A 21130-nucleotide genomic window follows, 5' to 3' on the forward strand; every position below is an offset into this window, starting at 1 on the left:
TTTTAAACCACAAAGATCACAAAGGGTTTCACAAAGGACTCAAAGATTTTTGAGAGAATAAATTTTCCCTTTATTTCTTTGTGCTCTTTGTGTCTTCTTTGTGCACTTTGTGGTTAATTTCAGACACCACCGAATATCCAGTATCGAGGATCGAGCATCGAGCTTCATGTAACATTCTCGCACACAACGCAAATGTTGCGGGGTAATAGTATAATAACTGATTACTGGTTACTCCTCACTCCCCTCCTTTCTCGCAAAAATTTTGGTTGACAATTGCGTGACAATCGTGTATACTATAGAATGATATAAGAAAGGAGGTTTGCCATGCGATTTGTAACCGTAAGAGACCTGCGCGGCAAGTCTGCCCAAATATGGCGACAGCTTCCGGATGAAAAGGATATGATAATTACCTCCAACGGCAGACCTATGGCCCTTCTGTCTGCCATCTCAGAAGATACCATAGAGCAATCTCTGGCTGCCATTCGGCGTGCCCGGGCGATAGCAGCGGTTGAGTCCATGCAATCGCGGTCTGTGAAGGCCGGTACAGACCGAATGACATTGGACGAAATCAATGCTGAAATTGCAGCAGTCCGTAAGGAACGCTCAAGATGAGAATTGTTTTGGATACAAACATCATCGTGTCTGGCTTGCTGAACCCCTATGGCCCGCCAGGCAAGATTGTCCGGATGGTATCTTCTGGTGACCTGGCGCTTTGCTACGATGCGCGTATTATTTCTGAATATCAAAGCGTTTTGTTGCGTCCGAAATTTCCTTTCGATCAAGCCAATGTGGATGCCTTACTCGACCAAATTAGAGCAGATGGCATTATTACGGCTGCAAGGCCGCTTTCTGAACAATTGCCGGATACAGATGATGATCCCTTTCTGGAAGTGGCACTGGCCGGCAAAGCTAAATGTTTGGTTACTGGCAACTTAAAGCATTACCCGGAAAAAAGACGACAGGGTATGTTGATCGTATCACCAACCGAATTTTTAGGGATTTATCGGAAGGAGAAACTTCAAGATCGAGTCTCTGTATCTTCTCAATATTTCGGGGGAGGCCAGTAATCGGTAACGACTGATGCCTGGTTACTCCTCACCGATAACCGATCACTGATTACCGATTACCTCTTTCTTAGTTAACTCCAGATCAGCCTCGACCATTATTCGGACCAATTCCTTAAAAGTAACCCTGGGCTGCCAACCCAGCTTTTCTCTGGCCTTAGTAGCATCACCCACTAAAAGATCCACCTCGGCCGGTCGAAGGTATCTGGGATCAATCTCCACATAATCATGCCAATCTAAATCCACCGACCCAAAGGCTTCTTCAAGAAACTCTTTAACCGAATGGGTCTCACCCGTAGCAATGACATAATCATCCGGCTCCTCCTGCTGGAGCATCAACCACATGGCCTCCACATAGTCAGGGGCATAACCCCAATCTCGTTTGGCCTCCAGATTTCCCATAAAAAGCTTCTCCTGTAAACCCAATTTTATTCTGGCCACGGCCATGGTGATCTTTTTGGTAACAAAGGTCTCCCCCCTTCGAGGAGATTCATGGTTAAATAGTATCCCGTTACAGGCAAAAAAGTCATAGCTTTCGCGATAATTACGGACGATATAATAAGCATAGGCCTTGGCGCAGGCATAAGGACTCCTGGGATAAAAAGGGGTAGTTTCTTTTTGGGGAATCTCAGCCACCTTGCCAAATAGCTCACTACTGGAGGCCTGATAGAATTTAGGGCTTAGGCCAGTGTCCCTGATGGCATCAAGAAGCCGGAGGGTTCCCAGGGCCACTACCTCACCCGTATATTCCGGGACATCAAAGCTGACCCGGACGTGGCTCTGCGCCCCTAAATTATAGATTTCATCCGGTTGGCTAACCCGGAGGATCCTATTTAATGAACTGGCATCATTAAGATCACCATAAAAGAGCTTGAGACGGGTTTGGAAATAATCCGGATTTTGATAAATATGATCTATCCTCCCCCGGTTAAAGGAACTGGCTCTTCTGACGATTCCATGGACTTCATATCCCTTATCCAGCAGAAATTCCGTCAGGTATGAACCATCTTGCCCGGTGATACCGGTAATTAACGCCTTCTTCATCGTTTCCTCCTCACCCTTTTACTTTGTGACTATTCAGCCACAGATTTACACGGATGAAACACTGATTTTTAATATATGAATCATTAAATCCGTGAACCGTGTCTATGATTCGTGTTCGTAAAGTGGTTATTGTAGGGGCAGACCCCTGTGCCTGCCCTTCTTGGGTTGGGCAACCACAGGGGGTTGCCCCTACCACCTTTTAACCTAAAGAAACATCCTTAGAGTTCCCGGTGGTTGCCATATATCTGTCTGATCTAAATAGATCCTTTGCCATAGTCCAAAGATAAGAAGCAAAAGGATCATCTGGGTGTTATCTCTTTGGCCTGCTTCATGTTGAGACAGGATGTCTCCGATGAAATTACGATGGAAATAATGGCGCCCATTGGAATGGGCATCTAAAATAAACTGTTTAACCCGAGGGAAAAAGTCAGGCCCGGAAAGCCATTGATTAATCGGGGCGAAAAAACCTCCCTTGGGTTTTTCTAACAATATCTTAGGCAAGACCCTATTTGATACGGCCTTTCGTAGCAGAAACTTTGAGACAACCCGGCGTTGAAGTCTGTCCAGAAGCGTGGCCTTTATCCGGGCCTCTTTGGGCAGCCGATTGATATATTTAACCAGCTCAATGTCCAAGTAAGGCTCTCTGATAATAAGCTCATTGGCCGAGGCTGTCCGGCCTATCTTGGTAATAACGTCAAAGGAGCCATTCAGGGTAGCATCGACATAAGTTATTTCTCTATAACGATCCGGGATGCCGTCAGGCATATACCTTGCCTCTGATTTGTCAACCAGTTGAGTTTTAAATCTATCTGTATACAGACAGGCTTTCACCGAAGGGTTCAGCCATGGCCAGCTCCAGTTATTTCTGTAACCCTGGTGCGTGGGGATAAAAGAGGCCGCCGCTGTCCTGGCCAATTTGGATAAAAAGGGGTGGCTTGAGGAGGAGGAAATGGCTGGACGGCTAAGGATGCGCTTGAAAAGCCTGGCCCCGGGTATAGCCTCAAATGTCTCTATCTGCCAAGCCAGCCGGCTCATGCGGCCAAATATATGATCCGGCCCGTCTCCAGCGATGACTGCCCCTACATCTTTTTTAGTAAATTCAGCCGCCAGATAAGTGGGGATAAAAGAGCTGTCCGCGTAGGGCTCCTCATAAGACCAGACCAGGTGGGGTAGAATCTCACGGCTGTCTTCATCCAGGATCCGCCGTTTATGTATGGAATGGCAATATTCGGCCATGGCATTTGAATAGTAAGTCTCATCCTTGGTGAAATCTTTAAAGCCGATAGAAAAGGTAGGGAAAGGCTCTTTTGATAAATAGTGTCTTAATCCAACCAATGTGCTGGAGTCCAATCCGCCGCTCAAAAACATCCCCACCGGTTTGTCAGCCTTGAGCCTCCTTTTAAGAGACTGGCTGAGCAATTCAAAGAATTCTGCCTCATCAACCCTATCCCTTTCAGGAGTAAATGACCAGTTCCAATAAGGCCTTATCTGCACGGACCGGCCCTGCAAGATCAGGGTATGACCAGGCATTAATTTTTGAATACCCTCAAATATCGTCTTAGGCCCAGGGATATAAATGTAAGTCATAAAATCATCCAGGGCGGCCGGGTCTATCGCCCGGGTGATCTCTTTCTGAGTAAGGATAGACCTGATTTCAGAGGCAAAGATAAAGGCGTCAGATGTGCGGGTGTAATATAGCCGCCTTATCCCGCCAAAGGGGTCAATGGCCAATAACAGCTTCCTGGCCCGCTCATCCCAAAGGGCCAAAGCAAAAAGTCCGTTTATTTTTTCAGGAAATTTATCACCGTATTCTTCATAAAGATGGGTAATTAATTCTACATCCCCACCATTTCCGAACCGGTGGCTTTTAGACAAATCCTCCTTTAATTCGTCAAAATTATGGATTTCCCCATTTAGTCCGGCCCAAACTGTTTTGTCCTCATTGTGGGCCAGGGCAAGGGTCTGCTCGCCGGCCATAAGACTAATCCTTCGCAAACCTAAGCCGCTTTTCCGGGAGTTCCAAATCTGAAACCCGGTGGAGCCTTCCAGTCTACGGCCCATCTCTCTGAGTTCTTCTGCTGTGACCTGCTTTTTTTCGTCAAGATATGTCTTTCCAAATAAGAGTTCCATTGCTTTTTCCTGCCTTGATCATCGTTTCGACCATTTTGTAACTACTCAGCCATACAAAAAGAGGAACACAGATTCCATAGTGCAGCAGAGCCACAACTAAATTCAAAACAATAGAACACGGATACCACGGATGATACGGATTCTCACGGATTAAAAATAAAAATCTGTGGAAATCCGTGCAATCTGTGTCATCTGTGTTCCAAATGAGGGCTGAGTAGATACACCATTTTGTAGGGTGGGTGGAACGCAGCGAAACCCACCAACCACCAATATGGTAGGTTCCACTCTGTTTCACCCACCCTACTACACGTCGGCAGAAGTTCTTCCCGGGCTTTAGTTAATCAGGTTATCAGGTTTCCGGTTCAAGGTTCACGGTTGGTCACCTTGCGTTCTTCGAACCCTAAACCCTGAACCTGGAACTCTGCTGAAACCAGGGAGGAACTTCCGCCGAGCTGTACTACATATTGTTTGTGAGTGGCCGAAACGATGATCAAGGCCGTAATCGGTGATCGGCTAAGATTCACCAAAATTCCATTTTTAAAGTAGCTGCATAGGCTTTTAACAAATGCCCCCAATGGTTCCCTTCAATGTTTTCATAAAGGACTTCTGTCTTCAGGCTACGCAAATTATATCCTTTTTTATCCAACCTTGACAAAAAAAGCTGACTTTTATAAACCTCTTCAAATATCTGCAATTTCTTTTCCACAAAATCTGTTATATCTATCTCTTCAGCCCAGTTATCTTTAATCTTGTTGAATACTTCTCTTTGATGTCCCAGTTTTTTTTTGATCCAAGGGATACATTCCACTACGCTCTTTATTTTCTCCGGGAAAAAATAAGGGAATTCTCGATAGTATTTTACCTTTCCAGGAAGATCAATCTCTGAGATTAAAATGTGTTGAGGGTGTTTGACACCTAAAGGTAGGAGGACTAAATCATAACCTTTAACTTCCTGTCGAACTTTTTCTTCAAATTCCGAATAGTTCTTCAGGCCATTTAGTTCACAAAATAAATCTTTCCAATTACTTTTTGGCGCCTCTAATCCCCACAGCAAGGTTTTATATTTCAATGCCTTAGTCTTAACGTTTGGCAAAGTATCTTCTAACTTCTTGGTTTCATTTAGGTTATTCCCCTTATGCTCTGAAATAGAGAGAATAGTAAAATCAAGGGCAGGATTTTTTAAAATAGCACCACCTAAATTAACCCAGGCATCATCATAATGAGGTTCAATAATCATTATTTTTTGGGTATGCATCTCATTGCGCACGGAAAAGGTTCGTGTCTTTTCGTGTATTTCGTGGGCTTAGTAGTTACGAAAAATGTTTCTATGTATTTATCCGAAATAGTGAAATGGTATAGGGATAGCCTTCAAATTCTGTTTCAAGATGATAGTTAACCTCAAGATGTTTGGCTAATTCTTTAAAGTACTTTAATGATTTCAACTCAGTAACGATAATATATTCTGGCTGCTTACGTTTAACCTCACCCATTATCTCCTTAAGAATCTCAGGGCTATAAAAATATCCTTCCTCTACCTTTTCAGTATAGCGAAAATTATATAAATATCTTGTCGCTGGCTTTGCCCGGCACAGAAAATATATCTGTGGTCTTGAACCCCAGATATAGAGAGAATCACCAGAGACAATACGAGTAGTAAGATATTCTCCTGCTTTAACTGCTACAGCATCACTTGTCACTCCACTTAAGATATAATTGCGAAATCTATATTCCTTTATCACAAATATAAGGCCGGCTCCAATTATAATCATCAGGAAGAGTAAATTTCTAATATCTCTATGCCACTCAGCTTGTTCTGAGAGTTGATCCCAAAAGGCAAAAAGCCCTATCCCACTTATTACAGCCAATGGAGGGATCATTTGTATAAAATAGCAATCACCGAATTTACCACTCATCACTACCGCCAAAAGGGAAAAGACCCCCCAAAGAATCATAAGTATGCTCTCTTGCTGCCGTTGGTTGAGAAGGAGATAAATAGCTGAAGCAGAAGAAATAATAAAAATAAAGGCCTGTTCGGGAATAACACTTTTAACTCTCAACACGGTATGAAGTTTAGCGGTAGCAACGTAATGAAGGTTATATAGGATGACAGAGGAGAAGAAGTCATCAAATCTGTTGACCAGGAAGAAATATCCTATAGTAGCCATAAAGGGAAGAGAAGAACCAATGAGAAACAGGATAGAATCTCCAAAGAGTCGGCCAAAAGATCGTTTACCTTTTGAAAAATAAAGAAACCAGATAAGAATACATGGAACGACTGCTCCCGCAGTCTGTTTAAAGAGCATAGCTATTCCTAATGATACACCAGAGAGAAATAGTAAAAATGAATTTGTTCGCTTCATATACAGGATAGCCAGAAAAATGGCTAGGGTAGTAAAAAGGGTAATGCCATGCTCATCTTGTAAGACCTGAAGTTGAATGACCAAACCGCTTCCAAAAAGGCTATAGAGTAAAACCGAAAGATAGACAATCTTTTTCACAAGAAACTGTCGAGCTATAAAGAAGAGGAAGATAAGGGTAAGCAAATCCAGACACAGAGACCCCCACCTGAGGCTACTAACAGAAATACCGAACAGCTTAAATATGAAAGCATAGAGAACAACCCCTCCCGGAGGATGGTGGTCAAAGAAGTCTGTATAAAGATGTCCTCCCTTGATGAGGTTTTCAGCCAGCACAGCCCGAAAGCCAGAGTCTTGATCAAAAGGAAAACCGGAAGCAAGCCAATTCATACCTGCCATCACCAGAGATGCTGTGACCAGCCAGATTAGGTCCATTTTATCCATTCTCTTAAAATTCATTTCTTTACCTCCTTTCGCGCCTTTTCTAATTCCTTGAAGTTTATATGTTCTCTCCAGAAATAGATAAGGCCAATAAGGGTTACCGGTATAAAGACCGCTGCATGAACGACAACAGAATAACTGGCCGCCAGGCTCTTCTCCACCTGGAACAGTCCCAGGGAAAGAATGGTGAAAAATTCAAAGGTGCCCACATAACCCGGAGAAGCAGGGATCATTATGCCTAAATTGACCATAATCACAGTAAAGATAGGCACATAAAAAGGTAAGTCCAGACCAAATGAGAAGGCCACCGCATAATAGCATAGTGCCTCTTGAATCCAGACCAAAATAGAAAAGACAAAGATAGCCAGAATGCGTTTTCGATAATAAATGATCTCCAGGCCCAGAACAAAGGCGGAAAGTAGATGTCCTACTCTATCTGCTATCCAGGGTAATAGCCGACTAACTATCCCTTTTATTAATTCAACCGCAGCTTCCTTTTTAATCAAAAAGAGGATAAGAACGAAGGAGGCAGAAATAAAGAAAGCTGTTCCAAATATACCAGCCTTCTTCGCCCAGGCCGGAAGAGAGAAAAAATATGGCATAAGAAGCAGTAGAAAAAGAAGGGCCAACCCATCAAATATCCTTTCAACAACGATAGTCCCCAGGGTGGCACTCTTGCTCACCCCTTCCTTTTTGCCCATCATATAAGCCCTGAGCACCTCTCCCAGTCTGGCTGGAAGGAGATTATTGGCCATATATCCAATACATATCCATGAGAATATCCTATGATATTTAAGAGCACAAAGGGGGGTAAGTATGTATCTCCACCGAATGGTCCTGAAGACGGTCGTGCCCATACTCAAAATTAAGGCCAGGACAAAATAGCCGTAGTTTGCATCTTTTATCGCCTCTTTCACCCGAGCAAAATCAACTTCCCTAAAAGCAAGCCACAGAAAGACTACACTAATGAGAATTCCTACCCATAAACTGGTCCTTTTCAACATTTATTTCTCCAATTGAGACGACACTCTTTCTGCTGCCTGCTCAAGTGTAAGAACTTCGTAGTCCTCCTTGATCAGGGAAAATAACTCCTCAAAGAGGGATATTTTATCCTGGTAGGATACCTTGAGATCCACTTGACATGAAAGTAATGGATCAATCTTATCTCCTTCTATATCAAGCAAGTCAATAGCATGAAACTCCAAATTAAGGAAATCTTTAAGCCGGTTAATGACCTTATAGGTAAATCTGGTTGCCTTCCTTCCTGCCATAGTTATATAGGTACCAATGAATGGCAAACCAATGATAGGCAGAACAGTGATTGGTAATTCCACCAAACCACTTGCTCCCTTATGCCAGGGAGCCGTAACTGAGGGAACATAAGGAACCGAAGGGGCCAAAAGTATTGCCGGATGACCCATCACAGAATGACTCTTTCTACCCCGTATCCTCTTTAAGATAATAGCAGCCAATTTGGCTAAGTAATAAGGGGGAGAGGGAAAGATAGAAGAATCATAGATATAGCCAAGCCCTTTAAGGCTCACCACAATATCCGAATTAATATTATACCCCGGTGCCCTGAAACCCGAGATAGGGGTGCCCGTTACCTCTTTAAGCACTAAATGAGCTTGCTCTATTTCCTCCCGAATGGCAGCCGAAGAGAGCCTGGTTAGACCATACTGGTGACTCCACGTATGATTACCTATTTTATGGCCGGCCTGGATTATTTCTCTTATAATTTCATGATTATCGCCCTCCTGGACGTCTTTACCTATTACAAAAAAAGTGGCTTTGACCCCCAACCTATCCAGGAGGTCCAAAAAACGCGGAATAGCCCGCTCATAGACGATATTATCCCCTTTTTTTCCTGCAATACCATGAATCTGATAATAGCAATCAAGGGAATCAACATCAATACTTATCGAACAAACTTTTCTCATTAGGCCTTAACGTTACGTCTCAGAATTTCTACAACAGCCTGCAAATACAAAACTTGCACTTTACCTGGGATAATGGAATATTGGAAAAGCCAATAACTCGATGTTCGAGTTTTTTTCTAACTCCTTGATTTTATTGGATTCACATTGGACTCAAAAAGGAAAAGGGTGTCAGATCGAAGTTAAGGAAAATTAATTACTTACGTCGCTTATCTTCTCTTTGGAACTTCAAAAACTTGAACATCGAGAATAACCCATCTCTCCCAATTTTCCAATCCCATTATTCCATTATTCTACTATTCCAGTATTCCAATTGCGAGTACAGCGAGCTAAATTCCTTCTGACGTCTATCTCCTTTGTGTTTTGGCGCCTTAGTGGCGGAGCAGTTAGGCCTTAATTTTAAAAAGGATGAAAAGTTTAATCAAATTTTTCAGGACATTAGGCACCCGACGTATCAGGTTAATAGTTGGCGGCCTTTTTTCAATCACCTCTACCGGTATTTCAATGACTCGAAGATTGGCTTTCTGGGCTCTGATAACTAATTCACTGGCGAAGAGGTCCTTATCTACCAAACAAGAGTTAACTACCTCTGTCAATTTATCCTTCCTGAAGGCCTTAAGGCCATGGGTATCAGTACCATTAAATCCTAAGAACTTTCTGAGTAGAAAACTTATGGTCAAGGTTCCAAGGTGCCTAAAAAAGGGCCGCTTATCCCTGGCTCCGGAGAGAGCCTTAGAACCAATAACCATATCACATTTATCTTCTCTTAGTTCCCGAAGAGCCCGGAAATAAAAGTCTGTATCGCAGATATCTATCTCGTCACAGATGACAAACTCACCCTTGCTATCCAATATCCCTTTTCTTAATGCCTTGCCATAATTCGGTTCTGAAGTATTTAAATATCTTACTTCACTATATCTGTCAGATAATTCCTCGGCAATAGGAATAGTAGCATCCTTACTTCCATTCTCAGTGATAATAATCTCATAAGAGAAATCGAAACCCTTAAGCCTCTCCCTTAAATCAACAATGGAAGAATGTAGTATCCCTTCTTCATTATAGACAGGGATAACAATGGAAACGGAAACCTCTTCCTCTTTCAAATCCTTAACATAGTCCAGGGCCATTCTTAACCTGGAGGCAGGCAGTTCATTGATAATTTCGATGATTCGCTCTTTGTAATCAACCCTACTTGGCTCCATAATTATGCTCCTTATCAAATACGTTAGTCGGGACGGTTCAAAACCGTCTATTTTCTTGTGAAACCTTAAGGCTAAGGCTGAGGCTGAGGTTAAGTTGAGATGAAGGTTCAGGTGTCTTAGCCTTAACTTTTAACCGCAAGCTATCACAGTAAGGTGAACCATCCCCGTTAGTCTGTATCTATAAATCAGGGTAGACTGACGGAGCAACAAAGGTATCTTCTCAATAAGTTGGAGGAAGGTAACAGATTGGGTGTTAGGAATTAGGATGGATGCTTAATTAGCTACTTTCTATCTCCTAACCCCACTTACACCTTATAACTCATAACCTACAACTTACAACCAGATTGCCCCGAGTTATTGAGAAGATACTTACTTCGGGACGGTTCGCTTCACTGTGAAAGCTTGCGGTAATACAAAATGGTATTCCCCGTTGCAACATATTGGACTACATGGAGTTAGATGGCATTCGCTATCCAACAAAAACCGCAAGCTTTCACAGTAAAATTGGCAATTATGAACCGTCCCCTTACTTCCTATTTTGAATCTGCTCAGCTAATCTTTTCCCCTCCAGGATAGCATCTTCCATAGCCGCATATTTCCAGGCGCCGTAGCGACCAGCCGGATAAATCTCGTGTTCTGACAAAAAACTGAAGATAGTTGAAGTGCTTGAGTAGTAGTTATTATCAAAGATTACATAGCCATACTTTATATCCTGGATGTCTTCTACCAGTATATCTTCCCTCGATCTGATGATCCCTTTCTCCATCAATCCCTGGTATACTTTGGGTATCAACTGTTCAGATTTTATTGGTCTGCGGTGAGAGACTTCGACGTAAAGAGAACTCTTGTTCGGAGGGGCAAGAGAGGGGACCGCATGGCTAAAGAATCCTATCCGGTAGTAAGGATATTTCTCTTCAGGGATATATAGCCAATGATAATCGTGATCTACATGGTGGGTTAGTCCTAAATTGAAATAGAAAACAGAGGCAGATTTTAGTTTTTTAGCTGCTTCCTTGACAGACAACGGAATAGAAGGCATAAGTTTAAGCAGTTCCGGTAAAGGAATGGTTGAGACCAAATTTTGGTAAGCGGCCTTTGTTCCATTAGTTAAGATGAGTTCTTTCTTTTTATAGTCAATTCTTTTGGGTGAAAGATTCAGATTGATGCTGGGCAAATCGACAGATAAGGCCTTAATTAGTGTCTCAATCCCGCCGTGTTTTGGATAAACAAATCTAACATTGTAACCCAACTTTCCTTCATTATCTCCTACAGCACCATTAACAACCTCTTCCAGCGTCGGTTTAGGAACAAAACGATCGCACCAAACACTGGTGATATATCGTGGATGGATCCCAAATAACTTCTTATTATAAGGGATCATAAAATGTTTAGCTATACCCTTACCAAAATGATGGTAAATCCAGTCTTCAAAATTATCAGGCTCTTTCTCTTTAGGGTTCTTCCCAAATTTGGCTTCAATAAAACCTAACAGACATTCTTTGACCACTGCTGAAGGAAGGCCATATGTATGGGCCTGGAAGGGATAAGGGGTATAGACCCCCTTGGAGTATATCCTTGATTTTCTCTCGACAGTTATTAACTCATCTCCTAAAAGTCTTTTCACCAGAGTCCTGGTATACCTGTTCCTCAAATGGAGCCAGTGGCCGGTCTTATCAAAGTAGAAACCATTAATCATGTCGGTTCGACAAAGCCCACCCAACCGTGATTCACGTTCAAGTAACTGATAATTATGCTTTTGCTTTAGGTGATAGGCCAAACTGATTCCCGTCAGTCCTCCTCCGAGTATTATTGTCTTTTCTGATTTCATCCTTTAAAATTTCCTCTCTAAGAGAGCGTTCGGTGCTCATCCGCTGCTACTTTGATTATGAGAAAAAACATGGTGGCACCTGCTCTGCCTCATCTGAAACCACAGATTACACAGATTGTTACAAATTGCACAGATAAAATAATCCCTGACAATCTGTGAAATCTTTATAACTTAAAGGTTGCTCGAAACTTTCTATCTACCTTCTATCATACTATAGAACAGGGGGTTGTGGGACCAACTGTCCGTAAGTACCGTTTTTAATTTACTTTTGAACGCTTACCTAAGTTTTTCGTTGTCAATGCGGAGGTGTAGGTCTTTTACGTATGAACTTATGTACGATGTGAGCGCATAGATAAAAACAACAACACCCATCATTTTAAAGAACTCTCCGAGGGTTGGTATTATGGTGTAGGGCATATTTCCCCAATCAGGAGAACTACAATAATACCCTCCAACTAACTCTAAACCAATAGCACCTCCGATGTAGAGGGTCCCTCCAATAAGAAGTAGACGCCGTATTTTTGGGGAAAGATCAGCGAGGAATCTAAAATATACCACCACAAAGATGAATACGAAGACAGCGTCGAGAATAACCCAAGTAAAGTAGACTGCAATTATCTCTTCCCCGAAGTTTATTAGTTTGGCTAATGATAGATACAGAAAGATAATCGACAAGGCCTTCCAGTGGAGAGCATAGTGGTCATTTTCTCTTTTCTTGGCAGAGGCAATTATAATGGTAAGTACCGAACAAAGCAGTAACGTAAATGATGTGTACCACGTAGAAATGCTTTTCTCGATGGCAACATTGAATAGTGATGTGGGCCCATAACCGGCAGTGTAATCAAAGCCTAGGTGGTCTGAAACAAATTTCCCAACAATGCTTGCAAGGGATATACATAATACCACAAAGCTCAGAACTTGAGTGGTTTTTTTTGGAGAAAGAAGTAACGTATATTTCATAGCAAGAGACTTTTCCTTAGAAGTTGACAAAACGATTGTTCTTAACTTCCACAATTACTTACCACAGTCGTTGATCTTATAAAGAAGAAGAGCCAGATTTTTCATCGTCGATGCGAAGGTACAGGTTTTTCACATATGAACTTATATATAATGTCAGGGCATAGATAAAAACAATAATACCCAACATCTCAAAAAATTCTTCCAAGGTCGTTAACATGGCATATAACATCCCCAGACCATAGAGCTCATAGTAGTGCCCTGTAAATACCTCTACACCAATAGCACCTCCTACGTAGAGAGCCCCTCCAATGAGAAATAAATACCGTGTCTTTGCAGGAAGATTAGCGAGAAATTTCAGATACACTAGTCCAACAATGAGTACAAAGGCGGTACCAAAAATAACCCAGGGATAGTAAAGAAATCCGCCAGCAGTGTTTTTGAGTACAGATCGCAGTGGATATGTTCTTTCGTGGAGGCAGATCACTTCGTCCATGGATAGAAATAGAAAGATGAATGCCAGAAATTTCCAGTGGGCAACATAGTGGGCTCTATCAATCTTCTTGGCAGCAGCAATCACCGCGAGAAGGATCGAACAAAGAAGCAAGATAAACGCCGAGTACCACGTAGGAATATTGTTCTCTTCGTCAACATCAAATAGAGGTATGAGTCCTTTAAGGCGGTCATGGCCTAGGTAGTAGGTACAAAAGTTTCCCGTCAAGCTTGCAAGAAACAGACATACTGCCACAAAGATCAAGACTTGAGTAATTTTCCCAGGAGAAAGAGTAAATGTGTGTTTCATTAAATACCCCTATGACTTAATATCAGTTATATCAGGAATATTATGCATACTATATTTTCTTAGACGCGGTAGTGCATTGCATAAACTCATCTTGCATTTATCATAATTTTGATAGACATCTCTGATTGCTTCTATCAATCTTTTTTGATTAGACGCTGAGAGAGGATCAAGAGTTTGAATAGGATAATCAAAAAATTCAAACAGCCCTTTCGTTTTTTCACTTAGTTTTGTCTTCATAGGAATAACAGGGGTATTAGCTAATATAGAAAAAACAGCCCCATGGAATCTATCTGAAATAATCATCTCCAACCTTTTAAATATCCCTATCATTTCGTTATAGTCATATTCATTCTTTAAATATTTTAAAGGAATAAATTTCAATACCTCTTTTATAAAATTCATATCCTCAACTTTAGAGGTAGTTACATATATAACTCTTTTCTTAAATGCTTCTTCTATTTGATTGATTGTCTCTGCCCATAATTTATAATCGGGGTTGGCTTGATTTCTAACAATCAATCCAATGCTTCCTTCCTCAATAGCTTCTTCAGAAATAATCCTCTCTATCCTACTATCTAAGAATTTTACCTGGAGAAAAAAAGAAGCATCTGAGGAAAGATTAACCTTTTCAGGTAGGACTCCGATATCTATTAATCTTTGTCTGGAAAAAGGATCTCTCGCAGCTATATAATCAAGCTCATTATAAACCTTTTTTACTAAACTACAAACCAGTGGGTCTTGGATTTCAACGGTTTGGTTTACAAAGGCCACAACCTTATTTAAGCGTTTAGCCAAGTTAGAATAAAAAAGCAGGACGAAAAGTCTTTCGGCAAAATGATCCCTCACAATAGCATGTCCATTCACTAATATTATATCTGCCTTTTTAATAGTTGAAAAAGCATCCTGATTAACAACTTGAAAAACAAATAGCTTATTTAATATACTTAAGAATTTCCTTAAAATAACATTAGATGATTTTTGTTGAGTAAGATTATTGAGATAATTTGCTCCTTTTTCCAGATGGCCCCAAATTGTTTTATAATTTTTTACCTTTTCTAAAAAGAGACCCATTAATAAATATCTTCTTGTCCATTTTTTAAATATTCCTATCTTATCACCACTTACGTACTTTAGTTTATAGAAGCAATATTTAAAATAACGACTAATGTACAAAGTCCTAACTTCAGCCGATGGGAAATGATGCTGAGCCAACTGAATTAGTCCATTGGTAAATGCCCTGGTTCCTAAATTGGTGGCGTTATCCCTTTGATCGTGCATAATAATTATTTTTATCGAAGTTGAACTATTCTTTTGCATTGAAATCATCCTTAGTCTCCTTTAGTCTCCTTTGATTCCAGTGTGAATCAAAGAGATAACTTCTTGGAATAGCTCATAATTAGTAAAATATATGCCCAAGATATAAGTCACCGCTCCAAGAAGAAATAAGCCCAAGAGTACCGGCACACCAGAGGCCGGGAGATGAAAGAGGTATTTAACTCCGAGCAAGACAGCCCCCATAATTAAAACCCCGGTTATGGCCGGTAAAAGGGCTTTCACTATATCTAACATCTTACACTGAAGCACTATGGCACATATCCAACCATTGACTCCCATAGTAATTAGCCGAGCCAGAAGAATAGAGATCGCCGCCCCGGCTGCCCCCCAATAAAAGGCTAACGGATAGATAGATAAAGCCACCCCGGCCACATTAACCACGGCTAAGTTCTGACAATATTTAGGATGTCCGATTCCGGCATAAAGATCACCGGTGGTGGTATCGATAGCTCGAACAGCCACAAAGAGAGATAGTATCTGAAAAGGGATAATGGCTGGAATCCATTTTTCCCCAAAAAGGGTCAGAATAACTTCAGTTCCAATAAGGGCTGCCCCAATACCCACCGGGGTAGAAACAAGAGCAGAATAAGAGAGTGTTCGCAAATATGTCTCCCTGAGTCGAGGGGTATCATCCTGCAACTTAGCGTAGATGGGGAAGGCCACTGCGGCAAACATTCCTTCCGTGAGCAGCAAAAACCGGCCGGAAAAGGTATAGGCAAAGCTATAGTATCCTAAGGCCTCTATCCCCATTATTCGGCCGATAGCAATTTTGTCCAGGGAATTGTATAAATACATTAAAATGCTCATGCCCAGGAAATATTTTCCATAGTGGAAGCACTTTTTAGCCAAATCAAAATCAAATTCCAGGGACAGGTGATATCCTGACATATACCAGTAAGCCAGGCTTTGAATGGCCGTGGAAACAAGCCCGCCCCCTACTAAGGCCCAGACACCCGATTCTCTCGGAAGTAGAAGGGCTAATATAATGGCTATGCCTCCTTGAGTTATAGTCGCGGCTAACTTGCCAAAAAGTATCTGTTTGAAATGAAATCTTTTTTGAACAAGGGCGTGCGGCACTACCCCGGGAACTTTAAGAAAAAGATTGAGGGCTAAGACCTGGATAATTAATTCAACCGCCGGGTCTTGAAAGAAATCGGCCATCCATGGAGCTGTTAAAAAAGCTGATAGATAGCCGGCCACGGTTATGCCTACCAGCAAAATAAAGACCGTATGACAGGTGGTCTCTATTCGTTCCTGCTGGTGAACAATAAAGTAACTAATTCCTAAATGAGTAAAGACATTAATGGCCTCAATTACCACGGTGGCTGAAGCCACCAGACCATAATGCTCGGGAAAAAGCAGCCTGGCCAGAACAATTCGAAAAACAATGTGTAATATCTGGTCAAGAACAGAGGCTATGGTAGTCCACTTGACCCCTTCGGCAGCAATTTTTCTAAGTTTCATAGTAGCGGTGCAGTTACTATTCCAGGTTGAGCCGCCTCTTAAATATCAATTTGAGCATTCTAAGGGCGGTTTTGCTCACCTTCCAGAAACTATCCGAGTGCTTAGATTCCCCCCCGATTCTGGGATAATAACTAATGGGGATCTCGATTATTCTCTTTCTCGCCCGAAAAACCTCGATCATCATCTCCGGAGAGAAAGCTGGCCCCCAATTCTTAAGTCGATCTCTGATTCTTAAATAGGTATCTTTCCATAGACCACGGTAGCTGCAACCTACATCCTTCAGTCTTCAGCCTATCTACCTGAATAGTTACGGGACGGTTCACTTTAGTGTGAAAGCTTGCGGTTGATAAATATGGAGTGCATTGACCGTGTCAATGCATGCATCGTCATGGACGATGCACTCCAAAATATGTGGCAAAAGAACTCACCGAAAATTGCCCGAAAATGAACCATCCCATAGTTACCAATTATTAATAGATAATTGGAGTTTATGCCACTGCCAGGCCGTGGCAATGATAGTTTCCAGATCAGCCAAGCCTGGCCTCCAACCCAACTCTTGAATGGCTTTAGTAGCACTGGCTACCAAAACAGCCGGATCACCAGGCCTTCGTCCTGCTTCAATAGCCGGTATCTTCTGCCCAGTAACCTTTTCGGCCACCTCGATTACCTCTCTAACTGAATACCCGTTCTCATTACCCAGGTTGTAAACAGTGCTTGTCTTCCCATTTATTAGCGACTTGAGGGCCAGGATATGCGCCTCGGCTAAATCAACCACATGGATGTAATCTCTGATGCAGGTGCCATCCGGAGTGGGGTAATCTGTCCCAAAAATCTTTATGGCCTCCCGCTGTCCTAAAGCCGCCTGAAGAATTAAGGGGATGAGATGAGTCTCCGGATGATGGGCTTCACCAATCCGACCTGATTCATCTGCTCCAGCCGCATTGAAATATCTCAAGGATATATACTTGAGTCCATAAGCTTCATCACATCTGGCCAGGATATGTTCGATCATCAGCTTTGATTCACCATAGGGATTAGTCGGCATGGTGGGATCGGTCTCCCTAATGGGGATTTGCTTGGGTTCTCCATAAACGGCGGCTGTTGACGAAAAGATAAATTTCTTTATCCCAAAACTTATCATGGTCTTGAGAAGATTGGTCGTGCCGGCTACATTGTTCTCAAAATAAGCCAGGGGGTTCTCCATTGATTCCCCTACCAGACTGTCAGCCGCAAAGTGCATCACCGCTTCAATTTGATTTTCTTTAAAAACCTTCGACAACCTGGAGGTGTCTCTTATATCCCCTAAGATAAACTCCCCGGCCAGGACTGCCTCACGATGTCCTTTTTTCAGGCTGTCATAGGTGATAGTCATCAATCCGTGCTCATTTAACTGTTTGACCACCTGGCTGCCGATATATCCAGCCCCGCCAACTACTAAGATCATTTCTCTTCCTTGAGGGTAAGTAGTGGCTGGCGCCACTGTCACCGGGCAGCAGTCGCCGTTATACTATTACCCCGCAACATTTGCGTTATCCGCGAGAATGTTACATGAGGCTCGATGCTCGATCCTCGATGCCCGATACCGGATATTCGATACTGGACACTGGATCCTTTACCCGCATCAAGCATCGAGCATCAAGTATCGAGGATCGAGCATCGAGGACTATTTGGTTGCGGCGGGAGGCCGCGCTATGGTTTCCCTCCGCAACTGTTGCACGGCAAATACGAGGCACCCGAACCCAAAAAGCATCTCGAAGACCTCAGGGCCGATAAAAAAACCCGTTTCAAGAAATATCCTTGGGGCTTGCAACCACAAGGCTCACCCTGGAAAAAGGCTTTGAAACGGGCTCGATGCTTACTTATTATTAGTTTACCACAAGATTCCAATTATGTCAACCCTTTTTTGTGAGAGCCGCTAAATCCGTCACCTCATTCGTCCGTAGTAACTATTCAGCCACTAAGGCACAAAGACACAAAGATTACAAATATTCTCTTCGTGCCTTAGTGGCTTTGTGGCTAAATAGTTACCGTCCGTAAAAATATTAGGCGGGCTGTTTGGCAGCCCGCCTAATTTGCTTGGCTAAGGTGACTTTATCTTTCAATCAAGAACCATCACGTCTTGCGCTTGAAGGCCCTTATTCCCTTCGCTGGCCGTAAATTCGACCCGCTGGCCTTCTTCCAGAGAACGATAGCCATTGCCTTTAATGGCGCTATAGTGCACGAAAATATCTTCTCCTTCATCGGGGGCTATGAAGCCATAGCCTTTAGTGGCGTTGAACCACTTAACAGTACCGCTTTCACGCTCTGCCACGAACCATCCACCTCCTTCCTCAGTTTAAATTAAATCGGGCAGAACGATCCAAACCAGCCTCTCGAAGAGACCTTTGTTAGTATTGAGACACATCTTGCAGTAAATCAATATCAGTTGCAACCCACCAGGGTATTACTCTTACAACTTACAAAGGTGTTACTATGGATTTGAACGACTGCCAACAACTAAGTGTAATTGGGCTTGGAATTTGATACGGACAATTTTGAGATGCCGCCCCATATATGGACCGCCTCAAGGTCGGCCACAAATTCACCCCTCCAGCTTACACTCGGTATCCACTTTAGCATAATTTTATATTATTGTCAAGCTAAAAAACTGAAATTCCTTAGATAATCAATAAAATTTCTTGACTTTTCTCCCTTAATTACGGTATAGTATTACCCTGCAACATTGGCGTTGTCTGCGAGAATTAGTAAGTGTTCAGCCACAAAGACACTAAGACACAAAGATTAAAGGATTATTTTTTAATAGCTCAACAGAGCAGTAGCGCAGTAGTTAAAGACTTTTCTGAAAGTTCCAGAACTGCTGCTCTATGGCTCTAATGTTCTCTACGACACATACTTTCCCCTTTGTGTCTTCGTGCCTTAGTGGCTGAACGGTTACGAGAATTATAAAGGCACCGTAACTACTCAGGTAGATAGGCCGAAACGATGAACATCGCCCTTGAGCCGGACATGAAAGAGTTTAGCTATTTAAAGGAAGACATTATTTCCCATGTTAAACAAGTAGCTGAGGGAAAGGGAGAAAGAATATACCTGGTGGGGGGATGGCTGCGGGATTATCTTCTTGAGAAAAAGAGCAATGATTATGATTTTGCGGTGGGAGGCGAGGCCATTTCTCTGGCCAGAGAAGTGGCTTCCTCCCTGGGGGGCAGTTTCTTCATCCTTGACCCTGAGCGGGATTGCGCCCGGGTAGTCCTTAAAGGAAAAGAGCAGGTATGCCTGGATTTTTCTCGACTCAAGGGGGACAATATAGCAGAGGACCTCAGACAGAGAGACATTACTATTAATGCCTTGGCCGTGGATCTTTCAGGGTCTGAGACCATCATTGATCCTAACGGGGGGCTGCCTGACCTGTCGTCCGGTCGAATCAGGCTTGTATCTAAAGAAAATCTCATCGAGGACCCCTTGCGGGGACTTCGAGCCTTCAGATTAGCGGCCCAACTCGGCTTTAAAATAGACCAGGACAGCTTAAGGCTTATCAGCCAATATGCCTCCTTGATTACCCGAAGCTCGGAAGAACGGATCAGGGATGAACTTCTTTTTTTGTTGGAGACAAAAGAGAGTTATCCGCACCTTTTGGCTATGGATGAGACAGGGTTATTGGGGGAGATCATCCCGGAACTTATGCCCCTTAAGGGAGTGGAACAGCCCGGGTACCACCATCTTGATGTCTTTGATCATTCCACCGTTTCCCTGGCCTACCTGGAAGAGATAACCGAACACTGCGCCTTTCACTTTCGGGCCTGGCATAACCGGATAGCCGAATATTTAAAACGGCCCCTTTCCAGTGGTCAAAGTCAGGTCGCCCTTCTTAAACTGGCGGCTCTCTTTCACGATCTGGGTAAGCCCCAAAGTTTAACCCGGCAGGGAAATGGCCAGATAAGCTTTACAGGACATGAGCGTTCAGGGGCGGAACTTGCTTTTTTAATTGGGAAAAAACTCAAGCTATCCAGAGATGAAGCGGAAAGATTAAAAAAGATAGTGGCCTCACATATGCGGCCCGGTCTGCTGGCTAACGAGAATAAAATCTCGGCCAGGGCTGTCCATCGGTTCTTTCGGGATTTGGGTGAAGATGGCCTGGGCACGCTTATTCTTTCTTTAGCTGATCGCTATGCGGCCCGTGGTCCAAAGGCGTGTTCCTCGTCGGTTATCTTGAGACAATACTGGGTAATTAATCATCTTCTAAAACGATTCTTTGAGGAAAAGGAGATAATTACGCCTCCCAGGATGGTTGGGGGGAGGGATTTGATTGAGGTTTTCGGTCTTTCGCCCGGGCCTCTCATTGGCCAGCTTCTCAGAGAGATAGAAGAGGCCTACATTGAGGGGCAGGTGAAGACCCGAGAGGAAGGATTGGCCCTGGTAGAACGGCTAATCGCCGATAGGCTGAAGGCTGAAGACTGAAGACTGAGTAGTTACCTGAGATGTCTCTTCTTTCGTAACCGTTCAGCCACAGATGCACACAGATGAAACACGGAAAATCCGTGAGCCGTGTCCGTGATTAGGGTCTGTCCTTAG

Annotated in this window: 18 protein-coding genes; 4 read left to right on the forward strand and 14 right to left on the reverse strand. The window is 42.9% G+C overall.

Annotated elements, in window-relative coordinates; translation table 11 throughout:
- Positions 1-324 precede the first annotated feature (324 nt).
- Together AB1797_04705 and AB1797_04710 are read left to right on the forward strand one after the other, a co-directional pair.
- Complete coding sequence (locus AB1797_04705) at positions 325-612, forward strand: type II toxin-antitoxin system Phd/YefM family antitoxin (protein ID MEW5766912.1); 288 nt, start codon at positions 325-327, stop codon at positions 610-612.
- The gene (locus AB1797_04710) at positions 609-1067 is read left to right on the forward strand and encodes a putative toxin-antitoxin system toxin component, PIN family (protein MEW5766913.1); all 459 of its coding nucleotides are present in this window, start codon (positions 609-611) and stop codon (positions 1065-1067) included. The genes AB1797_04705 and AB1797_04710 overlap by 4 nt, the downstream gene beginning before the upstream one ends.
- A gap of 42 nt (positions 1068-1109) precedes the next feature.
- Here the strand turns inward: AB1797_04710 and gmd are convergent, their stop codons facing one another.
- The 13 genes from gmd to galE all read right to left on the reverse strand — a co-directional run bounded on the left by gmd (position 1110) and on the right by galE (position 18005).
- Positions 1110-2108, reverse strand: coding sequence for a GDP-mannose 4,6-dehydratase (gene gmd, locus AB1797_04715; protein ID MEW5766914.1), 999 nt, complete (start codon positions 2106-2108; stop codon positions 1110-1112).
- A gap of 204 nt (positions 2109-2312) precedes the next feature.
- Positions 2313-4238, reverse strand: a complete 1926-nt coding sequence (gene asnB / locus AB1797_04720; protein MEW5766915.1) for an asparagine synthase (glutamine-hydrolyzing) — start codon at positions 4236-4238, stop codon at positions 2313-2315.
- Between the two features lie 520 nt (positions 4239-4758).
- Entirely contained in the window at positions 4759-5475 is a 717-nt protein-coding gene (locus AB1797_04725; protein ID MEW5766916.1) for a hypothetical protein, read from the reverse strand.
- Positions 5476-5563: 88 nt separating this feature from the next.
- A complete protein-coding gene (locus tag AB1797_04730) occupies positions 5564-7054 on the reverse strand; it encodes a glycosyltransferase family 39 protein (protein ID MEW5766917.1) in 1491 nt (496 codons plus the stop codon).
- Positions 7051-8040 (reverse strand): lysylphosphatidylglycerol synthase transmembrane domain-containing protein, encoded by a 990-nt coding sequence (locus AB1797_04735; protein MEW5766918.1) that lies wholly within the window; start codon positions 8038-8040, stop codon positions 7051-7053. Before AB1797_04735 ends, AB1797_04730 begins: the two co-directional genes overlap by 4 nt.
- Complete coding sequence (locus AB1797_04740; GenBank protein ID MEW5766919.1) at positions 8041-8976, reverse strand: polysaccharide deacetylase family protein; 936 nt, start codon at positions 8974-8976, stop codon at positions 8041-8043. It abuts the gene before it with no gap.
- Between the two features lie 383 nt (positions 8977-9359).
- On the reverse strand, positions 9360-10175 hold the full coding sequence (locus tag AB1797_04745) for a glycosyltransferase (GenBank protein MEW5766920.1): 816 nt from the start codon (positions 10173-10175) through the stop codon (positions 9360-9362).
- Positions 10176-10701: 526 nt separating this feature from the next.
- A complete protein-coding gene (locus AB1797_04750) occupies positions 10702-12003 on the reverse strand; it encodes an FAD-dependent oxidoreductase (GenBank protein ID MEW5766921.1) in 1302 nt (433 codons plus the stop codon).
- A gap of 276 nt (positions 12004-12279) precedes the next feature.
- Positions 12280-12963, reverse strand: coding sequence for a hypothetical protein (locus tag AB1797_04755; protein MEW5766922.1), 684 nt, complete (start codon positions 12961-12963; stop codon positions 12280-12282).
- 76 nt (positions 12964-13039) lie between these two features.
- Positions 13040-13762 carry a hypothetical protein gene (locus tag AB1797_04760; protein ID MEW5766923.1) on the reverse strand — a complete coding sequence of 241 codons (723 nt, stop codon included), beginning with the start codon at positions 13760-13762 and terminating at the stop codon, positions 13040-13042.
- Between the two features lie 9 nt (positions 13763-13771).
- Positions 13772-15079, reverse strand: a complete 1308-nt coding sequence (locus AB1797_04765; protein MEW5766924.1) for a polysaccharide pyruvyl transferase family protein — start codon at positions 15077-15079, stop codon at positions 13772-13774.
- Between the two features lie 21 nt (positions 15080-15100).
- Positions 15101-16561 (reverse strand): lipopolysaccharide biosynthesis protein, encoded by a 1461-nt coding sequence (locus AB1797_04770; protein MEW5766925.1) that lies wholly within the window; start codon positions 16559-16561, stop codon positions 15101-15103.
- A 460-nt stretch (positions 16562-17021) separates the two neighbouring features.
- Positions 17022-18005: a UDP-glucose 4-epimerase GalE gene (gene galE, locus AB1797_04775; protein MEW5766926.1), complete on the reverse strand. Its 984-nt coding sequence runs from the start codon at positions 18003-18005 to the stop codon at positions 17022-17024.
- Between the two features lie 114 nt (positions 18006-18119).
- Here galE and AB1797_04780 point away from each other — a divergent pair, with 114 nt between their 5' ends.
- Complete coding sequence (locus tag AB1797_04780) at positions 18120-18470, forward strand: hypothetical protein (GenBank protein MEW5766927.1); 351 nt, start codon at positions 18120-18122, stop codon at positions 18468-18470.
- 189 nt (positions 18471-18659) lie between these two features.
- Here the strand turns inward: AB1797_04780 and AB1797_04785 are convergent, their stop codons facing one another.
- On the reverse strand, positions 18660-18872 hold the full coding sequence (locus AB1797_04785) for a cold-shock protein (GenBank protein MEW5766928.1): 213 nt from the start codon (positions 18870-18872) through the stop codon (positions 18660-18662).
- 671 nt (positions 18873-19543) lie between these two features.
- Between AB1797_04785 and AB1797_04790 the strand changes: the two genes are divergently transcribed.
- A complete protein-coding gene (locus AB1797_04790; GenBank protein ID MEW5766929.1) occupies positions 19544-21016 on the forward strand; it encodes an HD domain-containing protein in 1473 nt (490 codons plus the stop codon).
- The last annotated feature ends 114 nt before the right edge of the window (positions 21017-21130 follow it).

This window comes from bacterium, from assembly GCA_040753085.1.
Classification (GTDB): Bacteria; UBA9089; JASEGY01; order JASEGY01; family JASEGY01; genus JASEGY01.